At 67.4% G+C, this 20,838-nt stretch carries 24 protein-coding genes, 2 tRNA genes and 1 pseudogene; 12 read left to right on the forward strand and 15 right to left on the reverse strand.

The window, feature by feature from the left end:
• Positions 1 to 111, reverse strand: a pseudogene (locus tag OQF71_RS03275) (superoxide dismutase); the annotation flags it as partial.
• 238 nt (positions 112 to 349) lie between these two features.
• Positions 350 to 433: transfer RNA gene (locus OQF71_RS03280), tRNA-Ser, on the reverse strand.
• 420 nt (positions 434 to 853) lie between these two features.
• On the opposite strand from OQF71_RS03280, the gene OQF71_RS03285 reads away from it, so the two are divergent.
• The 7 genes from OQF71_RS03285 (at position 854) to OQF71_RS03315 (ending at position 7,395) form a co-directional block, all read left to right on the forward strand.
• Positions 854 to 2,257 carry a substrate-binding protein gene (locus tag OQF71_RS03285; RefSeq protein ID WP_280585782.1) on the forward strand — a complete coding sequence of 468 codons (1,404 nt, stop codon included), beginning with the start codon at positions 854 to 856 and terminating at the stop codon, positions 2,255 to 2,257.
• Between the two features lie 136 nt (positions 2,258 to 2,393).
• The gene (locus OQF71_RS03290; RefSeq protein WP_280585783.1) at positions 2,394 to 3,332 is read left to right on the forward strand and encodes a branched-chain amino acid ABC transporter permease; all 939 of its coding nucleotides are present in this window, start codon (positions 2,394 to 2,396) and stop codon (positions 3,330 to 3,332) included.
• On the forward strand, positions 3,329 to 4,420 hold the full coding sequence (locus tag OQF71_RS03295; RefSeq protein WP_280585784.1) for a branched-chain amino acid ABC transporter permease: 1,092 nt from the start codon (positions 3,329 to 3,331) through the stop codon (positions 4,418 to 4,420). Before OQF71_RS03290 ends, OQF71_RS03295 begins: the two co-directional genes overlap by 4 nt.
• On the forward strand, positions 4,417 to 5,175 hold the full coding sequence (locus OQF71_RS03300; RefSeq protein ID WP_280585785.1) for an ABC transporter ATP-binding protein: 759 nt from the start codon (positions 4,417 to 4,419) through the stop codon (positions 5,173 to 5,175). The genes OQF71_RS03295 and OQF71_RS03300 overlap by 4 nt, the downstream gene beginning before the upstream one ends.
• Positions 5,172 to 5,915 (forward strand): ABC transporter ATP-binding protein, encoded by a 744-nt coding sequence (locus tag OQF71_RS03305; protein WP_280585786.1) that lies wholly within the window; start codon positions 5,172 to 5,174, stop codon positions 5,913 to 5,915. The genes OQF71_RS03300 and OQF71_RS03305 overlap by 4 nt, the downstream gene beginning before the upstream one ends.
• Before the next feature lies 1 nt (position 5,916).
• Entirely contained in the window at positions 5,917 to 6,600 is a 684-nt protein-coding gene (locus OQF71_RS03310) for a thioredoxin family protein (RefSeq protein ID WP_280585787.1), read from the forward strand.
• 399 nt (positions 6,601 to 6,999) lie between these two features.
• Entirely contained in the window at positions 7,000 to 7,395 is a 396-nt protein-coding gene (locus OQF71_RS03315) for a CopG family transcriptional regulator (RefSeq protein WP_280585788.1), read from the forward strand.
• A gap of 49 nt (positions 7,396 to 7,444) precedes the next feature.
• On the opposite strand, the gene OQF71_RS03320 is transcribed toward OQF71_RS03315, so the two are convergent.
• The 4 genes from OQF71_RS03320 to OQF71_RS03335 all read right to left on the reverse strand — a co-directional run bounded on the left by OQF71_RS03320 (position 7,445) and on the right by OQF71_RS03335 (position 9,618).
• A complete protein-coding gene (locus OQF71_RS03320) occupies positions 7,445 to 7,990 on the reverse strand; it encodes a DUF1684 domain-containing protein (protein ID WP_280585789.1) in 546 nt (181 codons plus the stop codon).
• Between the two features lie 86 nt (positions 7,991 to 8,076).
• Complete coding sequence (locus OQF71_RS03325) at positions 8,077 to 8,778, reverse strand: helix-turn-helix domain-containing protein (RefSeq protein WP_280585790.1); 702 nt, start codon at positions 8,776 to 8,778, stop codon at positions 8,077 to 8,079.
• 166 nt (positions 8,779 to 8,944) lie between these two features.
• Entirely contained in the window at positions 8,945 to 9,223 is a 279-nt protein-coding gene (locus OQF71_RS03330) for a hypothetical protein (protein WP_280585791.1), read from the reverse strand.
• Positions 9,220 to 9,618, reverse strand: coding sequence for a helix-turn-helix domain-containing protein (locus OQF71_RS03335; RefSeq protein ID WP_280585792.1), 399 nt, complete (start codon positions 9,616 to 9,618; stop codon positions 9,220 to 9,222). The genes OQF71_RS03330 and OQF71_RS03335 overlap by 4 nt, the downstream gene beginning before the upstream one ends.
• A gap of 129 nt (positions 9,619 to 9,747) precedes the next feature.
• Between OQF71_RS03335 and OQF71_RS03340 the strand changes: the two genes are divergently transcribed.
• From OQF71_RS03340 to rnhB, 3 genes are all read left to right on the forward strand, one after another.
• Positions 9,748 to 11,382 carry an NAD-binding protein gene (locus tag OQF71_RS03340; RefSeq protein WP_280585793.1) on the forward strand — a complete coding sequence of 545 codons (1,635 nt, stop codon included), beginning with the start codon at positions 9,748 to 9,750 and terminating at the stop codon, positions 11,380 to 11,382.
• A gap of 100 nt (positions 11,383 to 11,482) precedes the next feature.
• A complete protein-coding gene (locus OQF71_RS03345; RefSeq protein ID WP_280585794.1) occupies positions 11,483 to 11,854 on the forward strand; it encodes a 30S ribosomal protein S8e in 372 nt (123 codons plus the stop codon).
• Positions 11,855 to 11,914: 60 nt separating this feature from the next.
• Positions 11,915 to 12,628 carry a ribonuclease HII gene (gene rnhB, locus OQF71_RS03350; RefSeq protein ID WP_280585795.1) on the forward strand — a complete coding sequence of 238 codons (714 nt, stop codon included), beginning with the start codon at positions 11,915 to 11,917 and terminating at the stop codon, positions 12,626 to 12,628.
• On the opposite strand, the gene OQF71_RS03355 is transcribed toward rnhB, so the two are convergent.
• The 4 genes from OQF71_RS03355 to secF all read right to left on the reverse strand — a co-directional run bounded on the left by OQF71_RS03355 (position 12,625) and on the right by secF (position 16,090).
• On the reverse strand, positions 12,625 to 13,377 hold the full coding sequence (locus OQF71_RS03355) for a TMEM165/GDT1 family protein (protein ID WP_280585796.1): 753 nt from the start codon (positions 13,375 to 13,377) through the stop codon (positions 12,625 to 12,627). The genes rnhB and OQF71_RS03355 overlap by 4 nt on opposite strands.
• Positions 13,374 to 13,502, reverse strand: coding sequence for a hypothetical protein (locus tag OQF71_RS03360; RefSeq protein WP_280585797.1), 129 nt, complete (start codon positions 13,500 to 13,502; stop codon positions 13,374 to 13,376). Before OQF71_RS03360 ends, OQF71_RS03355 begins: the two co-directional genes overlap by 4 nt.
• A gap of 105 nt (positions 13,503 to 13,607) precedes the next feature.
• Entirely contained in the window at positions 13,608 to 15,209 is a 1,602-nt protein-coding gene (locus OQF71_RS03365) for a preprotein translocase subunit SecD (RefSeq protein ID WP_280585798.1), read from the reverse strand.
• The gene (secF, locus tag OQF71_RS03370) at positions 15,209 to 16,090 is read right to left on the reverse strand and encodes a protein translocase subunit SecF (RefSeq protein ID WP_280585799.1); all 882 of its coding nucleotides are present in this window, start codon (positions 16,088 to 16,090) and stop codon (positions 15,209 to 15,211) included. Before secF ends, OQF71_RS03365 begins: the two co-directional genes overlap by 1 nt.
• Positions 16,091 to 16,201: 111 nt before the next feature.
• Here secF and OQF71_RS03375 point away from each other — a divergent pair, with 111 nt between their 5' ends.
• Positions 16,202 to 16,555, forward strand: a complete 354-nt coding sequence (locus OQF71_RS03375; protein WP_280585800.1) for a hypothetical protein — start codon at positions 16,202 to 16,204, stop codon at positions 16,553 to 16,555.
• 1 nt (position 16,556) lies between these two features.
• On the opposite strand, the gene OQF71_RS03380 is transcribed toward OQF71_RS03375, so the two are convergent.
• Both OQF71_RS03380 and OQF71_RS03385 read right to left on the reverse strand, forming a co-directional pair.
• On the reverse strand, positions 16,557 to 17,087 hold the full coding sequence (locus OQF71_RS03380; protein WP_280585801.1) for a DUF5812 family protein: 531 nt from the start codon (positions 17,085 to 17,087) through the stop codon (positions 16,557 to 16,559).
• Positions 17,088 to 17,132: 45 nt separating this feature from the next.
• A complete protein-coding gene (locus OQF71_RS03385) occupies positions 17,133 to 17,726 on the reverse strand; it encodes a hypothetical protein (protein ID WP_280585803.1) in 594 nt (197 codons plus the stop codon).
• Positions 17,727 to 17,807: 81 nt separating this feature from the next.
• Between OQF71_RS03385 and OQF71_RS03390 the strand changes: the two genes are divergently transcribed.
• Complete coding sequence (locus tag OQF71_RS03390) at positions 17,808 to 18,479, forward strand: undecaprenyl diphosphate synthase family protein (protein WP_280585804.1); 672 nt, start codon at positions 17,808 to 17,810, stop codon at positions 18,477 to 18,479.
• Positions 18,480 to 18,506: 27 nt separating this feature from the next.
• Here OQF71_RS03390 and OQF71_RS03395 read toward each other — a convergent pair whose 3' ends face one another.
• From OQF71_RS03395 to OQF71_RS03405, 3 genes are all read right to left on the reverse strand, one after another.
• Positions 18,507 to 19,673, reverse strand: a complete 1,167-nt coding sequence (locus OQF71_RS03395) for an inorganic phosphate transporter (protein ID WP_280585805.1) — start codon at positions 19,671 to 19,673, stop codon at positions 18,507 to 18,509.
• A 225-nt stretch (positions 19,674 to 19,898) separates the two neighbouring features.
• Positions 19,899 to 19,969: transfer RNA gene (locus OQF71_RS03400), tRNA-Gly, on the reverse strand.
• A gap of 87 nt (positions 19,970 to 20,056) precedes the next feature.
• Positions 20,057 to 20,782 carry an enoyl-CoA hydratase/isomerase family protein gene (locus OQF71_RS03405; RefSeq protein ID WP_280585807.1) on the reverse strand — a complete coding sequence of 242 codons (726 nt, stop codon included), beginning with the start codon at positions 20,780 to 20,782 and terminating at the stop codon, positions 20,057 to 20,059.
• Between the last annotated feature and the right edge of the window lie 56 nt (positions 20,783 to 20,838).

Consider the following 20,838-nt stretch of genomic DNA (forward strand, 5'->3'; position numbering starts at 1 on the left):
GTTCACGTACCCCTGGTGGTGGGTGTCGTGATGCCATTCGAGCACCTGCTCGGAGATGTGCGGTTCCAGCGCGTCGTAATCGTACGGTAACGGATCGAGTTCGTAGCTCATCGTTGTATCACCTGTGAACAACATGTACCGGAAACCTGTTAAAGATAATGCGGCACATGATACCACACGTCACCTGACATGAGTGTTATCGGACGACCCGGATCGAGAGCGATAGGCTCGCGGTTCAGGCCGGATCGGTCGTGACTGCGATGATCGCCGCAACGGCTCCGGGCGTCACGAACGTAACTACGAACGGTTTCGACAACATTGAACGGTGCGCGGGTGCGCCGCGCGCTGACGGTGGGACTGGGATTCGAACCCAGGAAGCCGTGAGGCTACCGGTTTTCAAGACCGGCGCAATGGGCCACTCTGCCATCCCACCGCGACGTTTCCGACTGGCTCCGATGCGTCGCGCGAGTACGACGCCCGCGGAGGCGGGCCGCGTGAACCCCGCGCGTCTCACCGTGTCTCGGGTGAACCGTATCGAAATCGCTTCCATCGCGACCGCACCGGGGGTGTAAATGCAGACGACCCCGGGAATGTTGAAGGTATCGCTCTCGTCCACGAACCGTCGCGGGGTCTCCGCAATGAACGTGGTCTGGCCGTCTGCGAACGTGACCTCCTGACCCGCTCCAAGGCGTTTTTGGACGAGAGGATCGGTAAGTGACCTCAAAAGTAGTCTAATTGTGTCATTTTATCACATACATGGTCCAACAATGTGTATTAATTTCCCTGTCACACAAATGGAATTTCTGATTCATTATCCCAAACTATTATGACAAATGGGCCCACCGTGTGAATCATGCCAACCAATGGCAACTCGGTGAGTCGACGACAGTTGTTGCAAACTACGGGTATCGCAGGCGCGGTGGGCCTCTCCGGTTTAGCCGGTTGTACGGGCGACGGTGGTGACGGCGGCGGTGGTGACGGCGGCGGTGGTGACGGCGATGGCGGTGACGGCGGTGGTGGTGGCGGCGACAGCTATCCGGCGCTCGGGAACTTCCCGGTCGAGGGTGATGCCGTTACGTTCGGATTCAACGTCCCTCAGTCGGGCCCGTATTCGTCCGAGGGACAGGACGAACTCCGAGCCTATCAGTTGGCGAAGAAGCACCTCAACAACGGAGGCGGCTGGATAGAGGACTTCGAGGACCTCAGCGGCGACGGCGTCCTCGGCTACACGGTCGAATCGGTGAACGGCGACACGGCGACCGACGCCGACACCGCTCGACAGTCCGCACAGCGGATGATAAATCGAGACGACGCCGTGATGGTCTCTGGCGGCTCTTCAAGCGCGGTGGCCATCGCCGTGCAGGGCCTCTGTCAGCAGGAGAAGGTCATGTTCATGGCCTGTCTGACCCACTCGAACGACACCACGGGGAAGGACTGCGTCCGGTACGGGTTCCGTGAGATGTTCAACGCGTACATGACGGGACAGGCGCTCGCGCCGGTACTCGAAGGCGAGTACGGGTCCGACAATAGCTTCTACCAGTTGTACGCGGACTACTCCTGGGGTCAGACCCAACAGGAGTCGATGGACCAGTTCCTCTCGGAGATCGGGTGGGAGGCACTCGACAGCGTGCCGACTCCGCTGGGGACCAGCGACTTCTCCTCGTACCTCTCGGAGGCCGCGAACAGCGGCGCGGACGTGTTAGTGCTCAACCACTACGGTCTCGACGGCGCGAACTCCGTTTCCCAAGCCGTCGACGCCGGCCTCGACGAGGATATGGAGATCGTCGTTCCGCTGTACAACCGGCCGATGGCGCAGGCGGCCGGCGGCTCCATCGAAGGCGTGTTCGGGACGATCGCGTGGGACTCGCAGATCGACAACGACGCCTCGAACAGCTTCACCGAAACGTTCCAAGAGGAGTACGACCGCGTGCCGTCCGGGCCGGCCCAACTCGCCTACGCCCAGACGCTGCAGTACGCGGCTGCCGCCGAGCGGGCAGGCACGTTCTATCCGCCCGAGGTCATCCGCGAGCTCGAGGACTACGAGTACGACAACGTCGGTATCGGCGAGGAGAAAATGCGCGCGTGCGACCACCAAGCCCAGCGAGCGATTCCGGTCGCACAGGGGCTCCCGGAGAGCGAGCAGTCCGGCGGGAACTTCATCGACCTCGTGCAGATCACGTCCCGAGACGACGTCGGGTACGGCTGTGACTCCGGTCCGGCCGCCGAGTGTGAACTTGGAGACTACGGTGACGAGTGATGCGCAGCGAGCCGGCTGAACAGCACGGGACCGCCTCGGGAGGCACGCTGCAGGGAGTCGCGCTGCCCGGTACTGGAGATCCCGCGGTCAGGACCGAAACCCTTTCGAGAGCGACGTTCGATGAGGAATCTCACACGTGACGGTGCTTGCAGACATACTAACCATACTGTTGAACGGGCTGCAGCAGGGGGCGATATACGTCCTGCTGGCAGTCGGACTGTCGATCATCCTCGGGACGCTAAAGTTCGTTAACTTCGCGCACGGGGCGTTATACCTCATCGGCGCGTACCTCGGGCTGTTCATCACCGGACAGGTGCCGCTGTCGAACGGACAGTTCGCGGACTGGGGGATCGAAACGTACGGTATCGGCCTCGGGTTCACTGCCGCGCTCATCTTGGTACCGATCATCGTGTTCATCATCGGCATCCTGATGGAACGGTTCGTCGCTCAGTCGTTCTACGACCGGCCCGACACCGACCAGATTCTCGTCACGTTCGGGCTCGCGGTCATCGTTCAGGAGCTGCTCCGAGCGCTGCTCGGCGGGAACAGCCAACCGTTCCCACAGCCGGGGTGGGCGTCCGGACCGATCGCGCTGCCGATCATCGGGAACTTCCCGCGATGGCGCCTCGGCGTCATCGCGATCACCGCGGTGCTCGTGATGGGCGTCTACGCGTTGGTCGAGTACACCGACTTCGGACTCATCGTCCAGGCGGGGACGCTCGACGGGGAAATGGTTCGGCTACTGGGCATTCGGCTCAGCCGGCCCTACCTCGTCGTCTTCGGGATCGGTGCCGCGCTCGCCGGGGTGGCCGGCGTCGTCGGCGGGCCGCTCGCGAACGTCAACCCCAACATCGGCACCGAGCAGTTGGTGCCGGCCTTCCTGACCGTCGTCATCGGCGGTGTCGGGAAGATTGAGGGGGCCGTGGTGGCCGGACTGATGCTCGGCACGCTGCAGGTGGCGCTCATCCAAACCGGCTACGCCGCGTGGAGCCAAGTCGGCATATACGCCCTCGCGGCAGTCGTCCTGTTGGTGCGTCCGCAGGGGCTCCTCGGTTCGGAGGTGGACGTCGCATGAGCGACGAACCACGTGACGCGACTCCGACGGCAGCGGCTGAGGCGGACCCGGACGTCAGTGACGAACTCGGCGACAGACTGTCGCGGTTCCGCGAACGGGAGATCTCGACGGTCCTGATAACGGTCGTCGGTGTGCTCGTCTTCCCGTTCATCTTCAACAACTTCCTCGATGGCTACACGCAACTAGCGACGCTGATGCTCATCTGGGGGATCTTCGCCATCGGGTTCGACATCCTGCTGGGGTACACCGGACTGCTGTCGTTCGGTCACGCCGTCTTCTGGGGCGGTGCGGCCTATGCGGCCGGTATCTTCAGCGCGAGCGTCAGCAGCCAACCGTTGCTGGTGTTGCTTGCCGGCACGGCGTTCGCGGTGTTGCTGGCGTGGGTCGTCGGCTTCCTGTCGCTGCGCCGCGGCGGGATCTACTTCGCCATCCTCACGCTGACGTTCGGCCAGATGGCGTTCTACCTCGCGGCGTCGCCGCTCGCGTTCCTCACGAACGGTGAAAACGGGTTCACCTCGGTCACCATTGGCCCGCTACTGGGCGTCATCGACCTCCACGGCGGAGTGCCGTTTCCGCTGTCGATAGCGGTCGACAACATGCTGTACGTGTTCGTGGCCGCCGTCACCGTGCTGTCGGTCGCGATGGCGAATCGCATCCTGCATTCGCCGTACGGGACCGTGTTCCGCGCGATCCGAGAGAACGAGCGGCGGGCCGAGTTCGTCGGCCTACACGTCTGGCGATACAAACTGATGGCGTTCGTCATCTCGGCAGCCTTCGCCGGTATCGCCGGGAGCCTGTTCGCCATCGAGGGGAACTACGTGCCGCTGGAATCGCTGTACTGGACCGAATCCGGGGCGATCGTCATTATGACCGTGCTTGGCGGTGTCGGGTCGCTGTTCGGGCCGTTGTTCGGCGCCGGCCTGTACCTGTACATCGAGAACATCGTCAGCGGGTTCGAAACGCTCGGCCCGTTCTGGCATCTCATCCTCGGGATCGTGTTCGTCGTCGCCGTCGTTGTCTTCCCCGACGGCATCTGGGGCGGTGTCGAGTATCTGCGTGACAAGGTCACCGGAGGTGACGAGTCATGACGCTTCTACAAACTGAACAACTCACGAAGCAGTTCGGCGGTCTCACGGCAGTCGACGAGGTGAATATGGAAGTCGAACAGGGCGAGGGCGTAAGCCTCATCGGCCCCAACGGAGCGGGGAAATCGACGTTCATCAACCTCGTCACCAGACGGCTGGAACCGAGTCACGGCGATATCTCGTTCAAGGGAGAGTCCATCGTCGGCATGGACCCCCACCAAGTCGTTCAAGAGGGCATGAGCAAGTCGTTCCAGACGGCCTCGATCTTCCCGGAGCTGAGCGTCAAGGAGAACGCGACTATCGCCGCGTTAGCGGCCGAACACGGCTCGTTCCGGTTCAACTTCTTCCGACACCGGAACAGCTACCCGGCGGTCGACGAGCTCGCGGACGACGTCCTCAGATCGGTCGGTCTGTACGGTGAGCGAGAGGCACAGGCGGACAGTCTGGACTACGGCAACAAGCGACGCCTCGAACTCGGTATCGCGTTAGCCGCCGAACCGGACATGCTGCTGATGGACGAACCGACTGCCGGGATGTCACCCGACGAGACGCAATCGACCGTCGACCTCATCAAACGGGTGAAAGAGGAACTGGACCTGACGTTCCTCCTCGTCGAGCACGACATGGAGATCGTCTTCGACATCTCCGACCGTATCGTCGTCCTCAACCGCGGATCGGTCATCGCTGCGGGGACGCCGGAGGAAGTGCAGAACGACCCGGCCGTCCAGGAAGCGTACTTGGGGGGTGTCGAGGAGTGACGCTGCTCGACGTCGAGGCGATCGACGGCTACTACGGCGAGAGCCACATCATCCAGGACCTGTCGCTGAGCGTCGACGACGGCGAGATAACGGCCCTCTTGGGCCGCAACGGTGCAGGGAAGACGTCGACGTTGCGGTGTATCGCGGGGGCGACACCGCCGGACGTCCGAAGCGGTCGCATCCAGTTCGACGGGACCGACATCACCGACGAGCCGCCCGAGGACATCGCCGTCAGGGGCATCTCGCTGGTCCCGGAGGAGCGACGCGTGTTCTCCGATCTCACCGTCGCCGAGAACCTCCACCTCGCGGACACCGTCCGCAACAAAGCGAACACGCTGTGGCGAGACCTCAACTTCCGCGACGAGGGCATGTCCACGTCGGACATCTACGAGTACTTCCCCCGGCTTAACGAGCGGCGCTCACAGAAGGCCGGGACGCTATCGGGCGGCGAGCAACAGATGCTGGCGATCGCCCGGGCGCTCCACCAGAGCACCGACCTGTTGATGCTCGACGAACCGTACGAGGGGCTGGCTCCGCAGATCATCGAGGCCGTCGAGAACGCGATTCGACGCATCAGCGAGGACGGCACCACGATACTGTTGGTCGAACAGAACGCGCTGGCCGCGATGAAGATCGCCGACCGGTGTTACGTGCTGGACCGTGGCCGCGTCGTCTTCGAGGGGCCCGCCGAGGAGCTCCAAGCGGACCAAGAGACGCGCGAAAAGTACCTCGGTGTCTGAGATGGCGGACACGCTGTCCCCCGAGACGCTGCTTGACGCGCTACGCGACGAGGGCGTCGTTCGCATCGACGCGGAGACGGACACGGTCAACACGATCGAGGAGTTCGAGGCCGATCGGGAGGTGTACTACGACACGTACGTCCCGATGCCCGACGACGAGTTCCACGAGTCCGTCGCCGACGTGTTCGGCCTCGACTCGGCGGCCGAGGCCGCCGACCGGGTCGCGGAACTCGACATCTCTCGCGAGGAGTTCGCCACGTTCCTGACGCTCCGGTCGAACGTCGACGGCTCGTACACGACCCTCGAACTGACCGCGATGGCACAGATGGCGACCGAATTGGGCCCGGAGACGCCGGTACCCGACGCGGTCGAACACCTCGACGACGAGAGCTACGAGGCCTTCATCGACGGCCACGAGCGGTGTGTCGTCACCGTCTGGAAGCTGTTCTGTGACCCCTGCGAAGCGATGAAAGCGGAGTTAGACGAGGTTCTGGCGGCGTTCCCGGACGACGCAGCGGTCGGCGGCGTCGCCGGCGAACGCTCGCCGGACTTCTGCCGGTCGGTCGGCGTCAACGCGGCCCCCGCCTTCGTGCTGTTCGAGGACGGAGAAGCCGTGGACGTGATCACCGGCCGAACGGACCCGTCGGCGCTGGCCGAGCGGGCCGCAGACGTGTACGGCGACTGAGCGCGGCGCTCTTCTTTTTCCACGCGAAAGATAACACGTTTCCCGCGAAAGATAACAGAGCGGTCCAGTGCCCGCTGTCGGCCTCTCACACGGCTCCGTCGGAGACGCCGTGCGCTCGGCGAGTTCGATCGTAACTGCGGCGCGACCGATCGTGTCCGCGGCGAGCCCGTACGTTCGGGCGTGCGTCCGGTCGAGAGCGGCAGGGGTGGCGACCGGCCGGCCGTGTCCGGGTTCGCCGCCGTGGACGGCGCCGAGCGCGACCGCCCCGAGGTGCAGTCCGGTCGCCTCGCCGTGGAGCATTACCGTCGACTCGGATGGAGCCGCCGATAGCGGTTGTTACTACCGGATCGGGGGATCGTAATACCCGGACTCTTGTGGGGGCGCGGCGAACCCGGAGCCATGCGAACGAGCGTCAACGTGCCGACGGACCTCCGCGACGCGTTCGACCGCGTCTGGCGGGAGGAGGGGATCGATAACCGGTCGCGGGCGGTCCGGGAGGCGATGCGGGAGTACGTCGAGTCACACGCGCGTCTCGAGTCGATGACCGGCGAGGTGATCGCGCTCGTCGGCTTCGACTACCGCCACCACGACGTGATCCGGGAGCTCCACGGCGTCCAGCACGCGTATCAGGACGTGATACTCAACACCAGCCACACCCACCAAGGCGAGTGGTGTCTCGAATCGCTGTTCTGCCGCGGCGACGCGGCGCGCGTCCGCGACCTGAGCTACCAGCTCCGCGACTTCGACGCCGTCAACCGCGTGAAGGTTATGATCATCCGGGATCGCGGGGAGTGAGCGCGGAGGGAGAGGAGGAGAGCCGCGGAAGGCGGCGACGCGGAGCCGACTACTCGATGTCGGGTGCCCGCTCGCCGGCCGGGACGACGATCTCCAGCCAGTTCTCCTCGGGCGGGAGCGGACAGGCGAACGTCTCACTGTACGCGCAGAAGGGGTTGTACGCGAGGTTGAAATCGAGGGTGACGGCGTCGCCGTCGGAGAGTTCTCCCTCCGGCTCCAGCTCCATGTATCGGCCCTGATAGTACGTCTGCTGGCCGGTCGTCTTGTCGCGGAAGGGGACGAATATCTCGCCCTCGTCGCCCTCCTGTCGGTAGCCGGCGAGCGCGTGCTCCTCGCCGCCGACCTCGACGGCGAAGGTGACGACCCGGAGGTACCGGACCGGATTGCTCGCGGTCGTCTCCATCTCGACCGGTTCGGGGTCGTCGTGGACCGTCACGGTCGCCTCGACGCGGTAGTCGGGGTCTGGCGGGAAGTAGTCGAGCCCGTCGAACCCGTCGCGGTGCTCGGGCGGGATCGGCGACTGCGGGTGGTCGGCGAAGAAGTCGTCCTTCTCGCGGCGGTTGGCTCGGAGCCGCTCGACGTACTCGTCGGTCATACTAGGTCGGAGGGGCGCCGGCGGTTTCAGGGCCGCGGTTCGAGTGGTGTGGTGAGCCGGCAGCGGCGGCGGTCAGGTCGAGGCGGTCACAGCGACTGCAGGTCGGCGAGACAGTCGTCGAGGTCGCGCGTCGACGTCGCCAGCGAGAAGCGGTCGACGCGGGCGAGGTCGGCGGCGTGCCCCCAGAGGTCCTCCGGCTCGATCCCGTGGAGGACGACCGCGTTCGGCGTCGGACTCACGACCCGGAGCGCGACCAGCGGCGACTCGCCGCGGGTCACCCCCGTGAACACGAGCGCGCGGTTCGTCGACTGCCCGTACAGGCGGTAGAACTCCTCGCTGGAGAGTCGCGTGATCGCCTCGATGGAGTTGATCACGGTGTGACCGTTGACGTGGTCTTGGTCGCCGCGGACGACCTCCGTCGCGTCCATCGCCCCGTAAAACTCCTCGACCGGCACCGCGGTCGAGTACTCGCGGAGGTCGTGGACGATGTCGCTCTCGAACCCCGCCGAGAGCACGCGGGCGTACTGGCGGAGGCGACCGCCGCCGCGCCGCTCGTCGATGTCCAAGAGCCCGTCGACGATCCGGCGCACGACGCCGATTCCCGGGCTCTCGCGGCGCCCGCTCTCGTAGTCGGAGATCACCGACGAGGAGACGTCGAGCTGGTCGGCGAGCTCGGTCTGGGAGACGTCGAAGTCGGTCCGCCACTTCCGGAGCGTCGCCCCGGGGTCGTCGCTGAGCGTTATCTCGCCGGCGATCCGGCGAGAGAGCTCCTCGCGTGCGTCGCTCATTACGCGAATCGAGGGCGGAGCGCCGCAAAAGGCTACCGAAGACGGGGTTCGTCGGATGTCGACAGTCGTCGGACATCGACAGTCGTCGGACATCGACAGTCGTCGGACATCGACAATCGGCGGACCCGTCGCCGGGTCCGGCGGGAGTAGAGAGAGCCGAGCGCGGTCACTCCACGTACAGCGAGTAGACGATGACGCCGAAGCCGACCGCGGTCAGCAGGCTGTTGATCGCGATCCCCACCGCCAGATCGGCGCCGATGACCTGGTGGGAGACGCCGCCGATCAGCGCGCCGACGGTCACGGTTCCGAAGCCGATTCCAAGGGCGCGCAGCGAGGGGTCGCCCGTCCTGCCGTACGCGCGGAGCGCGTAGTAGGTGATACTGCCACCGAGCACGAGGATGGCGGTCTTTGCCACGATGATGGCGAGGTCGATGTACATTGTCATGTTTCCTCTCGCAGTTCCGACCACAGGTCGGCCAGCCGCTCGTCCCGCGTGGGCTCCGAGCGGGAGAACTCGACGGTGAGATCGCGGGGACCGTCCGCCTCGTCGTCCGCGTCGTCGATCGAGACCGTCACGGCGTCGAACGAGACGGAGTAGCGCGTCGTGTGCTGTCCGTCGCGGCGGATGTCCGTCGACTCCCGGAGCAGGGAGGCGTCAGTGAGCTTCTCCAGTTTCCGGTACGTCGTCGACAGGGGGATGTCGCACTCCTCGGAGAGGTCGCTCGCCGTCTTCGGCTCGGTGAGCGCCGTCACGATCCGGCGCGCGGCGTCGTCGGCCAGCGCGTCGAGCACGTCGTCAACCGACGGCAGATCCTCCTCGCGCGACTGGTCCCGCACCATGTCCCCCCGTTAGATCTCACGGTGAGTTAAACCATCGAACTTCGTCTCGGCCGGGCGCGCGACCGCACCCCGCCTGTGGCGCCGCCGGACGTGCCCCGTTTTTGTGGATGGACGATGTACGGCGATCCGATGGACTCGTGGAAGCGTCGCGTCGGCGGATACTTCGGCTTCGTCCTCTTCGTGCTGATCTTCACCGCGATCGTCTACCGCTACGGAATGCGGGTGTACGAGGGCGACCCCCGCACGATGATCGAGGCGCTTCGGTTCTCGGTCGAAATGTTCACGACGACCGGGTTCGGCGGGGACGCGCCCTGGGAGAGCCAGCAGCTGAACGCGTTCATCGTCGTGATGGACCTCGTGGGCATGGTGCTGTTGATCGGGGCGCTCCCGGTCGTCGTCACGCCGCTCTTAGAGGAGGCCTTCTCGACGAGCGCCCCCACGTCGCTCGACGAGGAGCTGTCCGGCCACGTCGTGGTCTGTTCGAACACCTCGCGGTCCGCGGCGCTCATCGAGGAGTTCGACTCCCACGAGATCCCCTACGCGGTCGTCGAACCGGACGACGACCGGGCGCTGCGGCTCCACGAGACGGGCCGAACCGTGGTCCGCGCGGACCCGGAGTCGACCGACGGGCTGGCGGCCGCGAATCTCGCCGACGCGCGGGCGCTGGTGACGGACGTCTCCGACCAAGTGGACGCGAGCATCGTGCTCGCTGCGAAGGAGCTGTCGCCGGACGTGCGCGTCGTCAGCGTCGTCGAGGACCCGGATCGCGAGCGGTACCACCGGCTCGCCGGCGCGGACGAGGTGCTCTCGCCGCGGTCGCTGCTCGGCGAGAGCCTCGCCGCGAAGGTGACGACCGCGCTCCAGACCGATCTCGGCGAGGCGGTCGAAATCGGCGACTCCCTGCGGCTGGCGGAGGTGTCGGTCCCGCACGGGAGCCCCCTCGCGGGATCGACGCTGGCCGACAGCGGGATCCGTGAACGCGCCGGCGTCAACGTGATCGGCGCGTGGGTCGACGGCGAGTTCGACGCGGCGCCTCCGCCGGACGCGACGCTGTCGGCCGGAACGGTCCTGCTCGTCTCCGGGCGGTCGGACCAGCTGGAGCGGCTCGTCGATCTGACGAACTCCGCCACGCGGCGGTTCGGCGCCGGCGAGACGGTCGTCATCGGATACGGCCAGGTGGGCCGGAGCGTCGACGAAACGGTCACGGACGCCGACCTGCCCGTCACGGTCGTCGACCGGGAGGAAGCGGAGGGCGTCGACGTGGTCGGCGACGCGACCGAGCCGGAGACGCTGCGCGCCGCCGGCGTCGAGTCGGCGCAGACGGTCGTGCTCGCGCTGCCCGACGACACGACGACTGAGTTCACGGCGCTCGTGGTCCGCGACCTCGCGCCGAACGCGCAGGTGCTCGCCCGGGTCGAGGAGACCGCGAGCGTCAGGAAGATGCACCGCGCGGGCGCCGACTACGTCCTCTCGCTCGCGACCGTCACCGGGCGGATGTCAGCCTCGACCGTCATCGAGGACCGCGACGTGCTCTCGCTCAACCAGCAGATCGAGGTCGTCAGGAGGCGCGTACCGCGGCTTGCGGGGCGGACGATCGGACGGGCGAACGTCCGGCAGAAGACCGGCTGCACCGTCATCGCGATCGAGCGCGACGACGAGACCGTGACGGAGATCGGGCCCGGCACGCGGATCGGCGCGAACGACGAGCTCGTCGTCGTCGGCACCGACGAGGGGATCCGTTCGTTCGAGCGCCAGTTCGCGTGAGCCGTCGAGAACCGGCGACGGACCCTCGGACCTGTCAGGCGCCGCCTCGCTGCCGAGACGAGTCGAACGCTTCAAGTATTCGCTGGCTGTTCGTACCTGTATGAAAGACCAGGGACGCTCCACGCGCAAGCGGACGGGCGGCCGACTCAAGCCCGCCTCGAAGAAGAAGCGCCACCAGCTCGGTCGCGAGCCCGCCGAGACCACCGTCGGCGAGACGCGAGTCCAGTACATCGACTCCCGCGGCAGCGAGCGGAAGGTCCGCGCGCTCGCGACGAACGTCGCACAAGTCGCCGACGACGGCGAGGTCAGCGAGGCCGATATCGAGAACGTCGTCGACAACCCCTCCAACGTCAACTACGCCCGCCGGAACATCGTCACCAAGGGCGCTATCATCGACACGTCCGCCGGTCGCGCCCGCGTCACCTCGCGTCCCGGCCAGTCCGGGCAGGTCAACGCGGTCCTCATCGACTGAACTGACCGACGGCCGACCGCTTTCTGAACGTATTTACCGTTCGCCGACGACCACCGACGCGTGTACCTCGGCGTCGACGAGGCCGGGAAGGGGCCCGTGCTCGGACCGATGGTCGCCGCGGCCGTGCTGGCGGCGCCGTCGAACCTCCCGGCCGACATCGACGACTCGAAGCGACTCACCCCGGAACGACGCGAGGCGTTAGACGCGGCGATCCGCGGGAGCGACCGCGTCGCCGTCGGCGTCGCGCTCGTCGAGCCAGCGGAGATCGACCGCCCCGACACCGATATGAACACGCTCACGGTCCGCGGGCAGGCGCGGGCGGTGCGGGCCGCGCTCGCCGAGACCGACGGGCCGGCGACGAGCGAGAAACGCCCCGCGGGGCCGGTCCGCGTCGTCGCCGATGCGGGCGACACCAGCGAGGCGCGGTTCGCGCGTCGGCTCGGTGAGTTCGTCGGGGCGGACGGCGACGAGAGCGCCGACCTCCCCGTGGTCGACGTCGAAGCCTTCCACGGCGCCGACGAGGACGACCCGGTCGTCGGTGCGGCGAGCGTGGTCGCCAAGGTGGCCCGCGACGCCCGGATGGCTGCGATCGACGACCGGTATCCGGGATACGAGGCCGTCGGGAGCGGCTACCCGAGCGACCCGACGACGCGGTCGTTCCTGCGGGCGTACGTCGCCTACAACGGCGATGTCCCGGACTGCGCGCGCCGGTCGTGGTCGACCTGTGACGACGTGCTGGCGGCCGCCGAGCAGTCGGGGCTCGACGACTTCTAGACGAGCGTCGAGACCGCCCCGCTCACGACGCCGATGAACGTCTCCCAGACGGAGAAGCCGGCGACGATCGAGAGGACGGTGTCGGCACCGAAGAAGGCGAACAGCGCCGCGGACGCGATGTGCGCGCGCCGCATGTCGAATCGGTGTGCGAACGTGTGGAAAAAGTAGGCGTTCGCGAGGCTGATCGGGATAATCGCGAGCATCTCGCCGACCCAGATGGCGGAGGTCACCCCGTACTGCACCGCCAGCCCGATCGTGACCAGCTGCGTCTTGTCGCCGAACTCGCCGGTGGCCATGAGTACGAATATCGGGAGGAAGCCGCCGAACGATCCCTCGTACCGGTCGAGCGGACCGGGGAGCGAGACCGAGTCGAGGTCGGCGTAGTCGGTGTCGACCGCCGAGGGGTCCGGCGTCTCGGTCCCGGCGGGCGTCGGATCCGTGCCGCCGTTGCTGGACGCGACCGGTCCGGCGTCGTGCTCCGGCATCGACCGGTACAGTAGGTACGCGAACGCGAAGAACAGCGCCGCGGTCACGGCGTCGAGCACGACCTCCGGTAGCGCCGACTGCAGCGCCTGCCCGAAGGCGATCTCGACCGCGGTCCAGCCCGCGAACGCGGAGCCGGCGGCCGCGACGACCACCTTCGGGTCGTACCGCGTCGACAGCGCGGCGATCATGAACTGCACTTTCTCGCCCGGGAGCACGGCCAGCTGAGCCACGAACGCGACGATCAGTATCTCCAGGTAGGTCATGCGGTCCCGTCTCCCCGTCGTTCGACGGTCGAGGCCGAGCGCCGTGACGGCGCCGCCCGCACGGCGACCGGTCCCCTGATCCGCGGGTCGATCGAGCCGGACGCCTCGTGGCAGCCGTCGGTCATCGTGGTTGAATTAGGTACGTCTAAACTAATAGTTTGTCGGGGTCGCGTCCGTCTCGATGCGCCGAACGACGCGGCGAGGGGACGGGGCGCCGCTCTCGGATCCCCTCACCGGATCGTGAGCAGGCGGCGCAGGATGTCGCCGTAAGCCGGGCGAGTGATCAGGACGCCGATCAGGACGCCGAGGATAGTGAAGATCGCGAACCCGGAGAGGTCCCCGAGCGAGAGCACCATCAGCGGCGACATCGCGACGATTGTCGTCGCGGCGGCGGCGCCGATGACCCAGAAGGCCCGGCGGAACCGTGAGTTGAACACCTTCCGGGAGTTCACCTCGCCCTCGCTCATCACCTCGTCGGCGATGATCACCAGGTCGTCGACCCCGGTCCCGACGACCGCGATGAAGCCGGCGATGACCGCCAGCTCGATCGGGTAGCTCACCAAGGCGGCGAAGCCGAGCAGGGCGTACACCTCCGCGAGCGCCGTGACGATCATCGGCAGCGCCACCGCGGGCTCGCGGTAGCGTAAGAACACCATACCCGCGACCGCGAACACCGCGAGGATCCCCGTCACTAGCGAGTAGTTCTTGTAGTTCTCCCCCTGGGTGGCCGAGATGGTACTGGAGGTCCCCTCGCCGCTGATGTCGAGCTCCGCCGGCAGCGCGCCGGCGCGCAGGTTGACCGAGATCTCCTGGGCCGTCGAGAACTCGGGCGTGGTCAGCTGGAAGTTCCCCTGCTGGGCCCACGAGCCGCTTGCCATGCTGTCGGCGAGCCCCGGATCCATCCCGAAGGAGTTGACGACTTCGCCGTCGACGGTGAGCAGGAGGCAGGGGTTCGAGTTCTCGATTTCGCCCGTCTCGGGGTCGTACCCGCAGCGGTCCTGCTGGCTCTGATACGCCGAGGGGAAGCCGTAGTCGACGACGGCCTGTTGGAACCCGTCCGCGGGCGACTGCTGGCCGTCGGAGGCGGTGTTCCTGACCGTCACCGGGACGTACGAGATGGTACTGGTCTCCCGCTGGGAGGCCGTCCCGATGTTCTCGAAGTCGTCTTGAGTGAGCACGCCCGCCTCGACGGCGGTGCCGTTGCCGGTCGGGTACGCGATGTCGATCTGGACCGTTCCGCGCTCTTGGAGCAGCGAGACCACGTCGCTCCGACCCTCGCCGGGCACCTCGACGAGCATGAAGTACTCGCCGGTGAGCGACTGGACCTGTTGGACGCTCCCGCCGGAGAGCCCCGCCTCGTTGATCTTGCCCTCGATGATGCTCTGCGTGAGGTCGCGGGTCTCCCCGGTCACGCCGGGGCGAACGCTCTCGTAGGAGTATCCGGAGGCGTCCATCGCCGCCCGGAACTCGTCCTCGCTCACGGACGGGTCGGTGACCTCGACGGCCTGCTCGTCCTCACCGAGGCTCGACCCGACGTCGCGGAGCTGCACCCCGTCGAGCTCGTCGGCGACGGCCCGTTCGACCGTCGCTGGGTCGTCGCCCGCGAAGTCGACGCCGGTGGCGGTGTACCCCTTCAGCGGGGCCCGGACGCGGGTGCCGCCCTCCAAGTCCAGTCCGTACTGGAGATTCGTGATCCCTTGGCTCACGTCGCTCTGGTTCTCGCCCGGCGCGGTCTCTGGCGCGAACTGCGGGGCGAACAGCGCGACCGACGCGCCGGCCACGACGACGACGAGCAGCAGGATCCGCCAGTTGTTCTTGATCGGTTCGAGCATTAGCGTTTCACCCCCTCGAACTTGTACCAGCGGAGCAGCGAGACGTTCAGCAGGTACGTGTTCATGAGGTCGGCACAGAGACCGACCGTCAGGATGATCCCGATGTTCCGGAGGAGGTCGACGCCGAAAAGCGAGGCGACGACCGCCATCACGATCATCGCGGCCATCGACGTGAGCGTCATCGTGACCCCGGTCCGCATCGCCCGACTCACCGACTCGTAGAAGTCACCGGTCCGGCGCAGCACGGAGTTGTTCAACAGGATGTCGGAGTCGACGCTGTACCCGATGATCATCAAGAGCGCCGCGATGGTCCCCAGCGTCATCTGGATCCCGAGGAGGTTCATCACGGCGATCGGGATGACCAGGTCAGAGAACGCCGAGGCGACCACCGCGAGCGACGGAATGAACGTCCGGAACAGCGCGAACACGAGCACGCTCATTCCGAGGAACGCCAGCGCGACCCCGAAGATCGCGGTCTGTGCCGTATCGCTGGCGAAGCTCGGGGACACCTGGTCGATCGCCGTCGTGGTGAACCCCGCGTCGTCGGCCTGTTGCGCGAGCTCGTCGGCCAGTCCCTCGGGGTCCTCGTCGGCCGCGCGGAAGGTGACGACGAACACGTCGTCCGCGGGGATCGACCGGATCGAGTCGGGCTGTCTGTCGAACTCGGTTTCGATGCGTTCCTCGACGGTACCACCGTCGTCGGCGATCCGGAGCTCGACGCCGCCGGTAAACGCCAGTCCGAGGTTCGCCGGCGCTCCCGTGACGAGATACCAACCCAGAATGATCGCGAGCGCGAGAACGAGGACCGCGAGCGGGATCGCCACGAGCTGCCGGTTCGAGTACTCGGTGTAGTTGACCTCCGGTACGTCGATCGCTACCATAAATAGCGGTTCCTGCGCGGGCGCGAATAAGCCTTCTCACTCGGTTGCGCTCCGGTCAGATCGGCGCGGGTCACCGAAACGAACAACCCGACCGGCGTGGTAGCAGTACGCATGGAACTGCCCGAGGCCGATCGCGTCGTGCTCTCGTATCCGGAAGGGCTCAGCGGCTGGGGACGCGACCAAGTCGAGGCGGACCGCTACCGGGGGTACTTCGCTCGGGTGCTGGACCGAGTCGCGGTCGGCGACGTCCGCGAGGAGTTCGTCGATGTCGGCTGCTGCGGGGACAGCCTCGACGTGCCGTTCCGCGTGGAGCGGATCGAGGCCGTCGGCGCCGACCGCGACACCGTCGACGCCGCGGTCGTGACCGGCGACACGGCCGTCGGCTACGAGACGCGCGTCGGCGACGTCGACGGCGGCTGGCGGGTCCAGAGCGCGGCCGGTCCGTCGGGCGCCAACCCCGACTGAGTCAGGGCATGTACCGGACGCTGACGACCCCCGGCTCGGAGCGGACCTCGACGCGGTTCACCCCAAGTCGGGCGGCCCGCGAGAGCGTCGCCTCGCGGTCCTCGATCACGTCGTCGACCGCGTTCTCGGTGTCTCCTTCGGGCGGTGTCAGCACGTGGACCTCCCCCTCGCCCGCACGCGGCTCGCGCGCGAGTTCGCCGGTCTGCGTCTCCGTCGCGAGCTCGCGCTCGTGGACGGTCGGGGGCTCCTCGCTCTCCTCGATCGAGAGGCGCCGACGCTCCGCCACCTCGATCACGCGGTACGTGACCTCCATCGGCGGGTCGGGCGCGACGGTCGCCTCGATCGCGTCGTCGACGTCGAGCCCGGGGTTCGAGCTCAGCGTGTGGACCTGTCCGTCGTGGACGTCTTTCAACACTGCCGAGTCGCTCTCGACGTGCGTGACGAGGAACGTGCTCTCTTTTCCGTCGGCGTCCGCGTTCCCGTCGGCGCCCTTCGATTCCGCTGCGTCGGTGCGCTCCGGCTCGTCGGTCATTACCACGTGATAGGTGGCCGACCCTTTTCCGGGTTTCGAGCCGCGTCAGTCGTCGTCGACCGGGGGCTCGTCCGCGTGGCTCGCGGTCCCGCCCGCTGACTCCCCGTCGGACGCCGTCTCGTCGGCCGCGTCCCCGGCCCCGCGGAGTCGGTAGTGAACCGCGAACACGACGAGCGCGGCGGCGATCGGGGGAACGACGCCGGCCGGCCGCGGGAGCGCGTAGAGGGCGCTGACGACCACGGACTCGGTCGGCTCTCGGAGCTCCGCCGGCGCGGAGATCACCATCCCGACGTACAGCGACAGGAGAAAGAGGAAGCCGCCGTACGCCAGCTTCCGGTCGTACCCCGGTCGCACGGGGTCGCTACGGCGGTGGCGCCGCGCGACGAACAGGAGCGGGGCGAGCAGCGGCGCGACCGCGGCGAACCCGGCGATCACGTACAGCGACCGCGAGAACAGGAAGGTCCCGCCCTGCACGTCGGCCGTCTCCGCCATCCAGACGACGAGCGCGAGGGTGACGACGGTCGCGATCAGCCCGGCCGTGAGCGCGCCGACGACCCCGTACACGCGCATGGTCCACGACTCGGTGTGACGGATCGCGTAGGGGATCGCGCCGAACACCCCGCGGTAGCTGTCTGCCATCGCTCCCGCTACGGCCGACGGCGAATTAAACCCCTCGTCGGCGGACGTGAGCTTTTAGCCCCGGCGGCGGGACCACCGCACGTGGGCCTGTACGACACGTACCTCGCCGTTCGCCACCGCCTCCACGACGGGGATCCCCCAGAGCACGTCGCGATCGTCATCACCGAGCGGGATCTCCTCGCGGACGGGGCGTTCGACACCCTCGCCGAGGCGCTCGGGTGGGCGCTGGAGTACGGCGCCGAGCGCGTCACCGTCTCGGTATCGGTGCTCGACGAGTCCGTGGTCCCGACGCTCACGCGCGAGCTCCGCCGGCTCGACGCGCCGGATCGGTTCGTCGTGCGCGGTCCGGACGACGCCGACGAAGCGGCCGACGGCGACGAGGAGCATGCCGACAGCGGCGGAGAAAGCGACAGCAAAACCGCCGACAGCGACGCCCCGATCAGAATCACAGTCGGGCTCGGCGGAAAGGCGGAGTTCGCGGCCGCGGTTCGCGAGATCGCGAGCGACGTCGCCGAGGGCGATCTCGATCCGGCGGCTATCGACGCGGACGACATCGCCGACCGGCTCGTGTTTCCGGAGGAGCCGGACCTCGTGATCAAGACGGGCGCGGAGCGGCTCTCCGACTTCGCGATCTGGCAGTCGGTGTACGCCGAGCTCTACTTCACCGACGTGAACTGGCGCGACTTCAGGAAGCGGGACTACCTGCGCGCGGTTCTCGACTTCCAAGACCGACAGCGTCGGTTCGGGCGGTAGGCTGCCGCTCCCGTCAGATTCCGCCCGTTACCAGACGAATTGGAACAGCACGGAGAACGTGACGAGCGCCCCGACCGTCGAGAGGAGCGGGACGACGTTCTGCATCAGGACGACGCGCGCGCTCGTGCTCGGATTGAACAGGTCCGACGCCGAGGGGATGTCGGTCGGGTCGCCCTCGCCGATCGGCCCCGTCTCGTCCGCCTTCAGCGCGCCGACGGACACTTTCGGCTCCTTCTCGCCGCTGATCCCCTGTTTGACCGTGACCGTCCGCGTCGCGCGCCCCCAGCCGAGCCCGACGATCGACATCGTCGCGATGATGACGAACGACGCCGGGATTCCGACCGCCGAGAGGCTGATGACGATCCCGGAGGAGACGCAGGCGACGACGATCGCCGCGGTCAGCGGGAGGTCGGTGATGTCGTTCCCGAGCGTGTCGAGCGTCCGCCGGGCGATCGTGAACGCCCCGACCGCGACCGCGGCGCTCCCGAGCAGGATCATCGGCGTCATCTCGACGTTGTCGAGCGCGACGAGCGGCGCGATCGCGTTCGCGATGTTGGAGGTGCCCGACGAGAAGGCCATCAGACAGCCGATGGCGATGACGATGATTCCACCGACGAGCTCGCGGCGAGTCGTGTTCGGGCCCAGAACTGGCTTCGGAATCGTCCCGGAGCGGTCGAACTCGAACAGCGCGCCCTCGGTGCTGTCTATCGCCACCCAGCTGTCGATGGCCGGATAGAAGTAGCGCCCGACGACCCCGGAGACCCAGAACCCGATGATCGGCGCGACGATCCACCAGATGGCGATCTCTCCCATCACCGCCCTGTCGAGGGTGCCCGTCGCGAGTCCGAGCCCCGCGATCGCTCCGACCGCCGTCATCGAGGTCGACGCGGGGACGCCGGCGAAGTTCCCGACGAACAGCGCGCCGCCGATGAAAAAGAGGACGACGATGCTCGTCTCCAGCGTGAACACGCTCCCCCCGGTGACGAGGTCCTCTCCGAGCGTCGTCACGACGCGCTGCCCGAGCGTGCCGGCACCGATGAAGAAGAACACCGACATCAGCGCCGCGGCGCCCGACTTCGAGAGCACTCCCGACCCGACGGCCGGCCCGAACGCCGGACCGGTCGTGGCACCACCGATGTTGTACCCGACGAACGCCGCAACCACGAACCCGACGAGGAGCAAGACCTCAACCATATACCCCCATCAACAACGCACGCCCGGTTAAGCGAACAGGTTTGCGCCGACGCCGGTTGGGCGTTCTCGCGGCGGCTATCGCCGGTCGACGAGCGGAACGCTGCCGGGTGAAGTTAGTGAAAATGCGCCGGCGACGCGGCGAGCGGGGAATCAGGGCGGTGCACGACTGAAAGGAGTTCGTCGAACGAAGTGAGACGAACGTCGACTGACGGAGTCAGTCGGAAGTGCACCGGCCGAGATTTGAACTCGGGTTGCAACCATGGCAAGGTTGCGTGATACCACTACACTACCGGTGCGTGCTTCGCATTCGATGATTAGTCGGAGGTCCACTTAAACCTGTCACATCGGGACGGCGGCGGGGTCGTCCCGATTCGCTCGGGGACTCACTCCGTCCGCGACGCCGCGATCTCGGCCCCGTGGGTCCGGACGAGGGCGGCGAACGCCTCGGCCTCCGCGTCCGCCTGCACGGCGTCCTCCCGCCGGTCGCGCACCCGACGCTTGACTGCCCGCAGCGCGCCCGGCTTGCCGTCCGCGATTTCGTCGGCGACCGCGCGGGGGTCGTCGACGACGCGGGAGACGAGCCCGGTCCGGAGCGCCTCGTCCGCGTCGAGGACGCGGCCCGAGAGCGCGAAGTCGAGAGCGTCGCCCTCGCGCATCACCCGCGGGAGTCGGACCGTGCCGCCCCACGCGCCGAACAGCCCGAACTCGACGCCCGGCTCGGCGAACGTCGCCGCCGGGGTCGCGACCCGGACATCGGCCGCGAGCGCGAGTTCGACTCCGCCGCCGCGAGCCGCGCCGTCGACCCCGCAGACGACGACCGTGTCGGCGTCCGCGATCGCCGCGGCGGTGCGCTGGCCATGGCGAGCGAACGACGCCGCGTCGGCGTCGTTCTCGGGATCACCACCACTGCTTGCGAGGCCGGCGACGGCGTCGAGGTCGGCGCCGGCACAGAAGGCGTCGCCGGCGCCGCGGAGGTACGTGACGGGGGTTTCGGCGTCGGCGACGGCGCGTCGGAGGGCGGCCAGGTCCTCGGGCCGAAGCGCGTTCCGCCGCGCTGGGCGGTCGATCGTGACGACGCGGACGCGGTCGTCGGTGCGGGTGCGGATCACGGTGTCGTATCCCGGTCGTTTCCAAAGGTCTTTGCCCTTCGCTCGACTAACTGATG

Origin of the sequence: Halorubrum sp. Boch-26 (assembly GCF_029889805.1) — an archaeon.
GTDB lineage: Archaea > Halobacteriota > Halobacteria > Halobacteriales > Haloferacaceae > Halorubrum.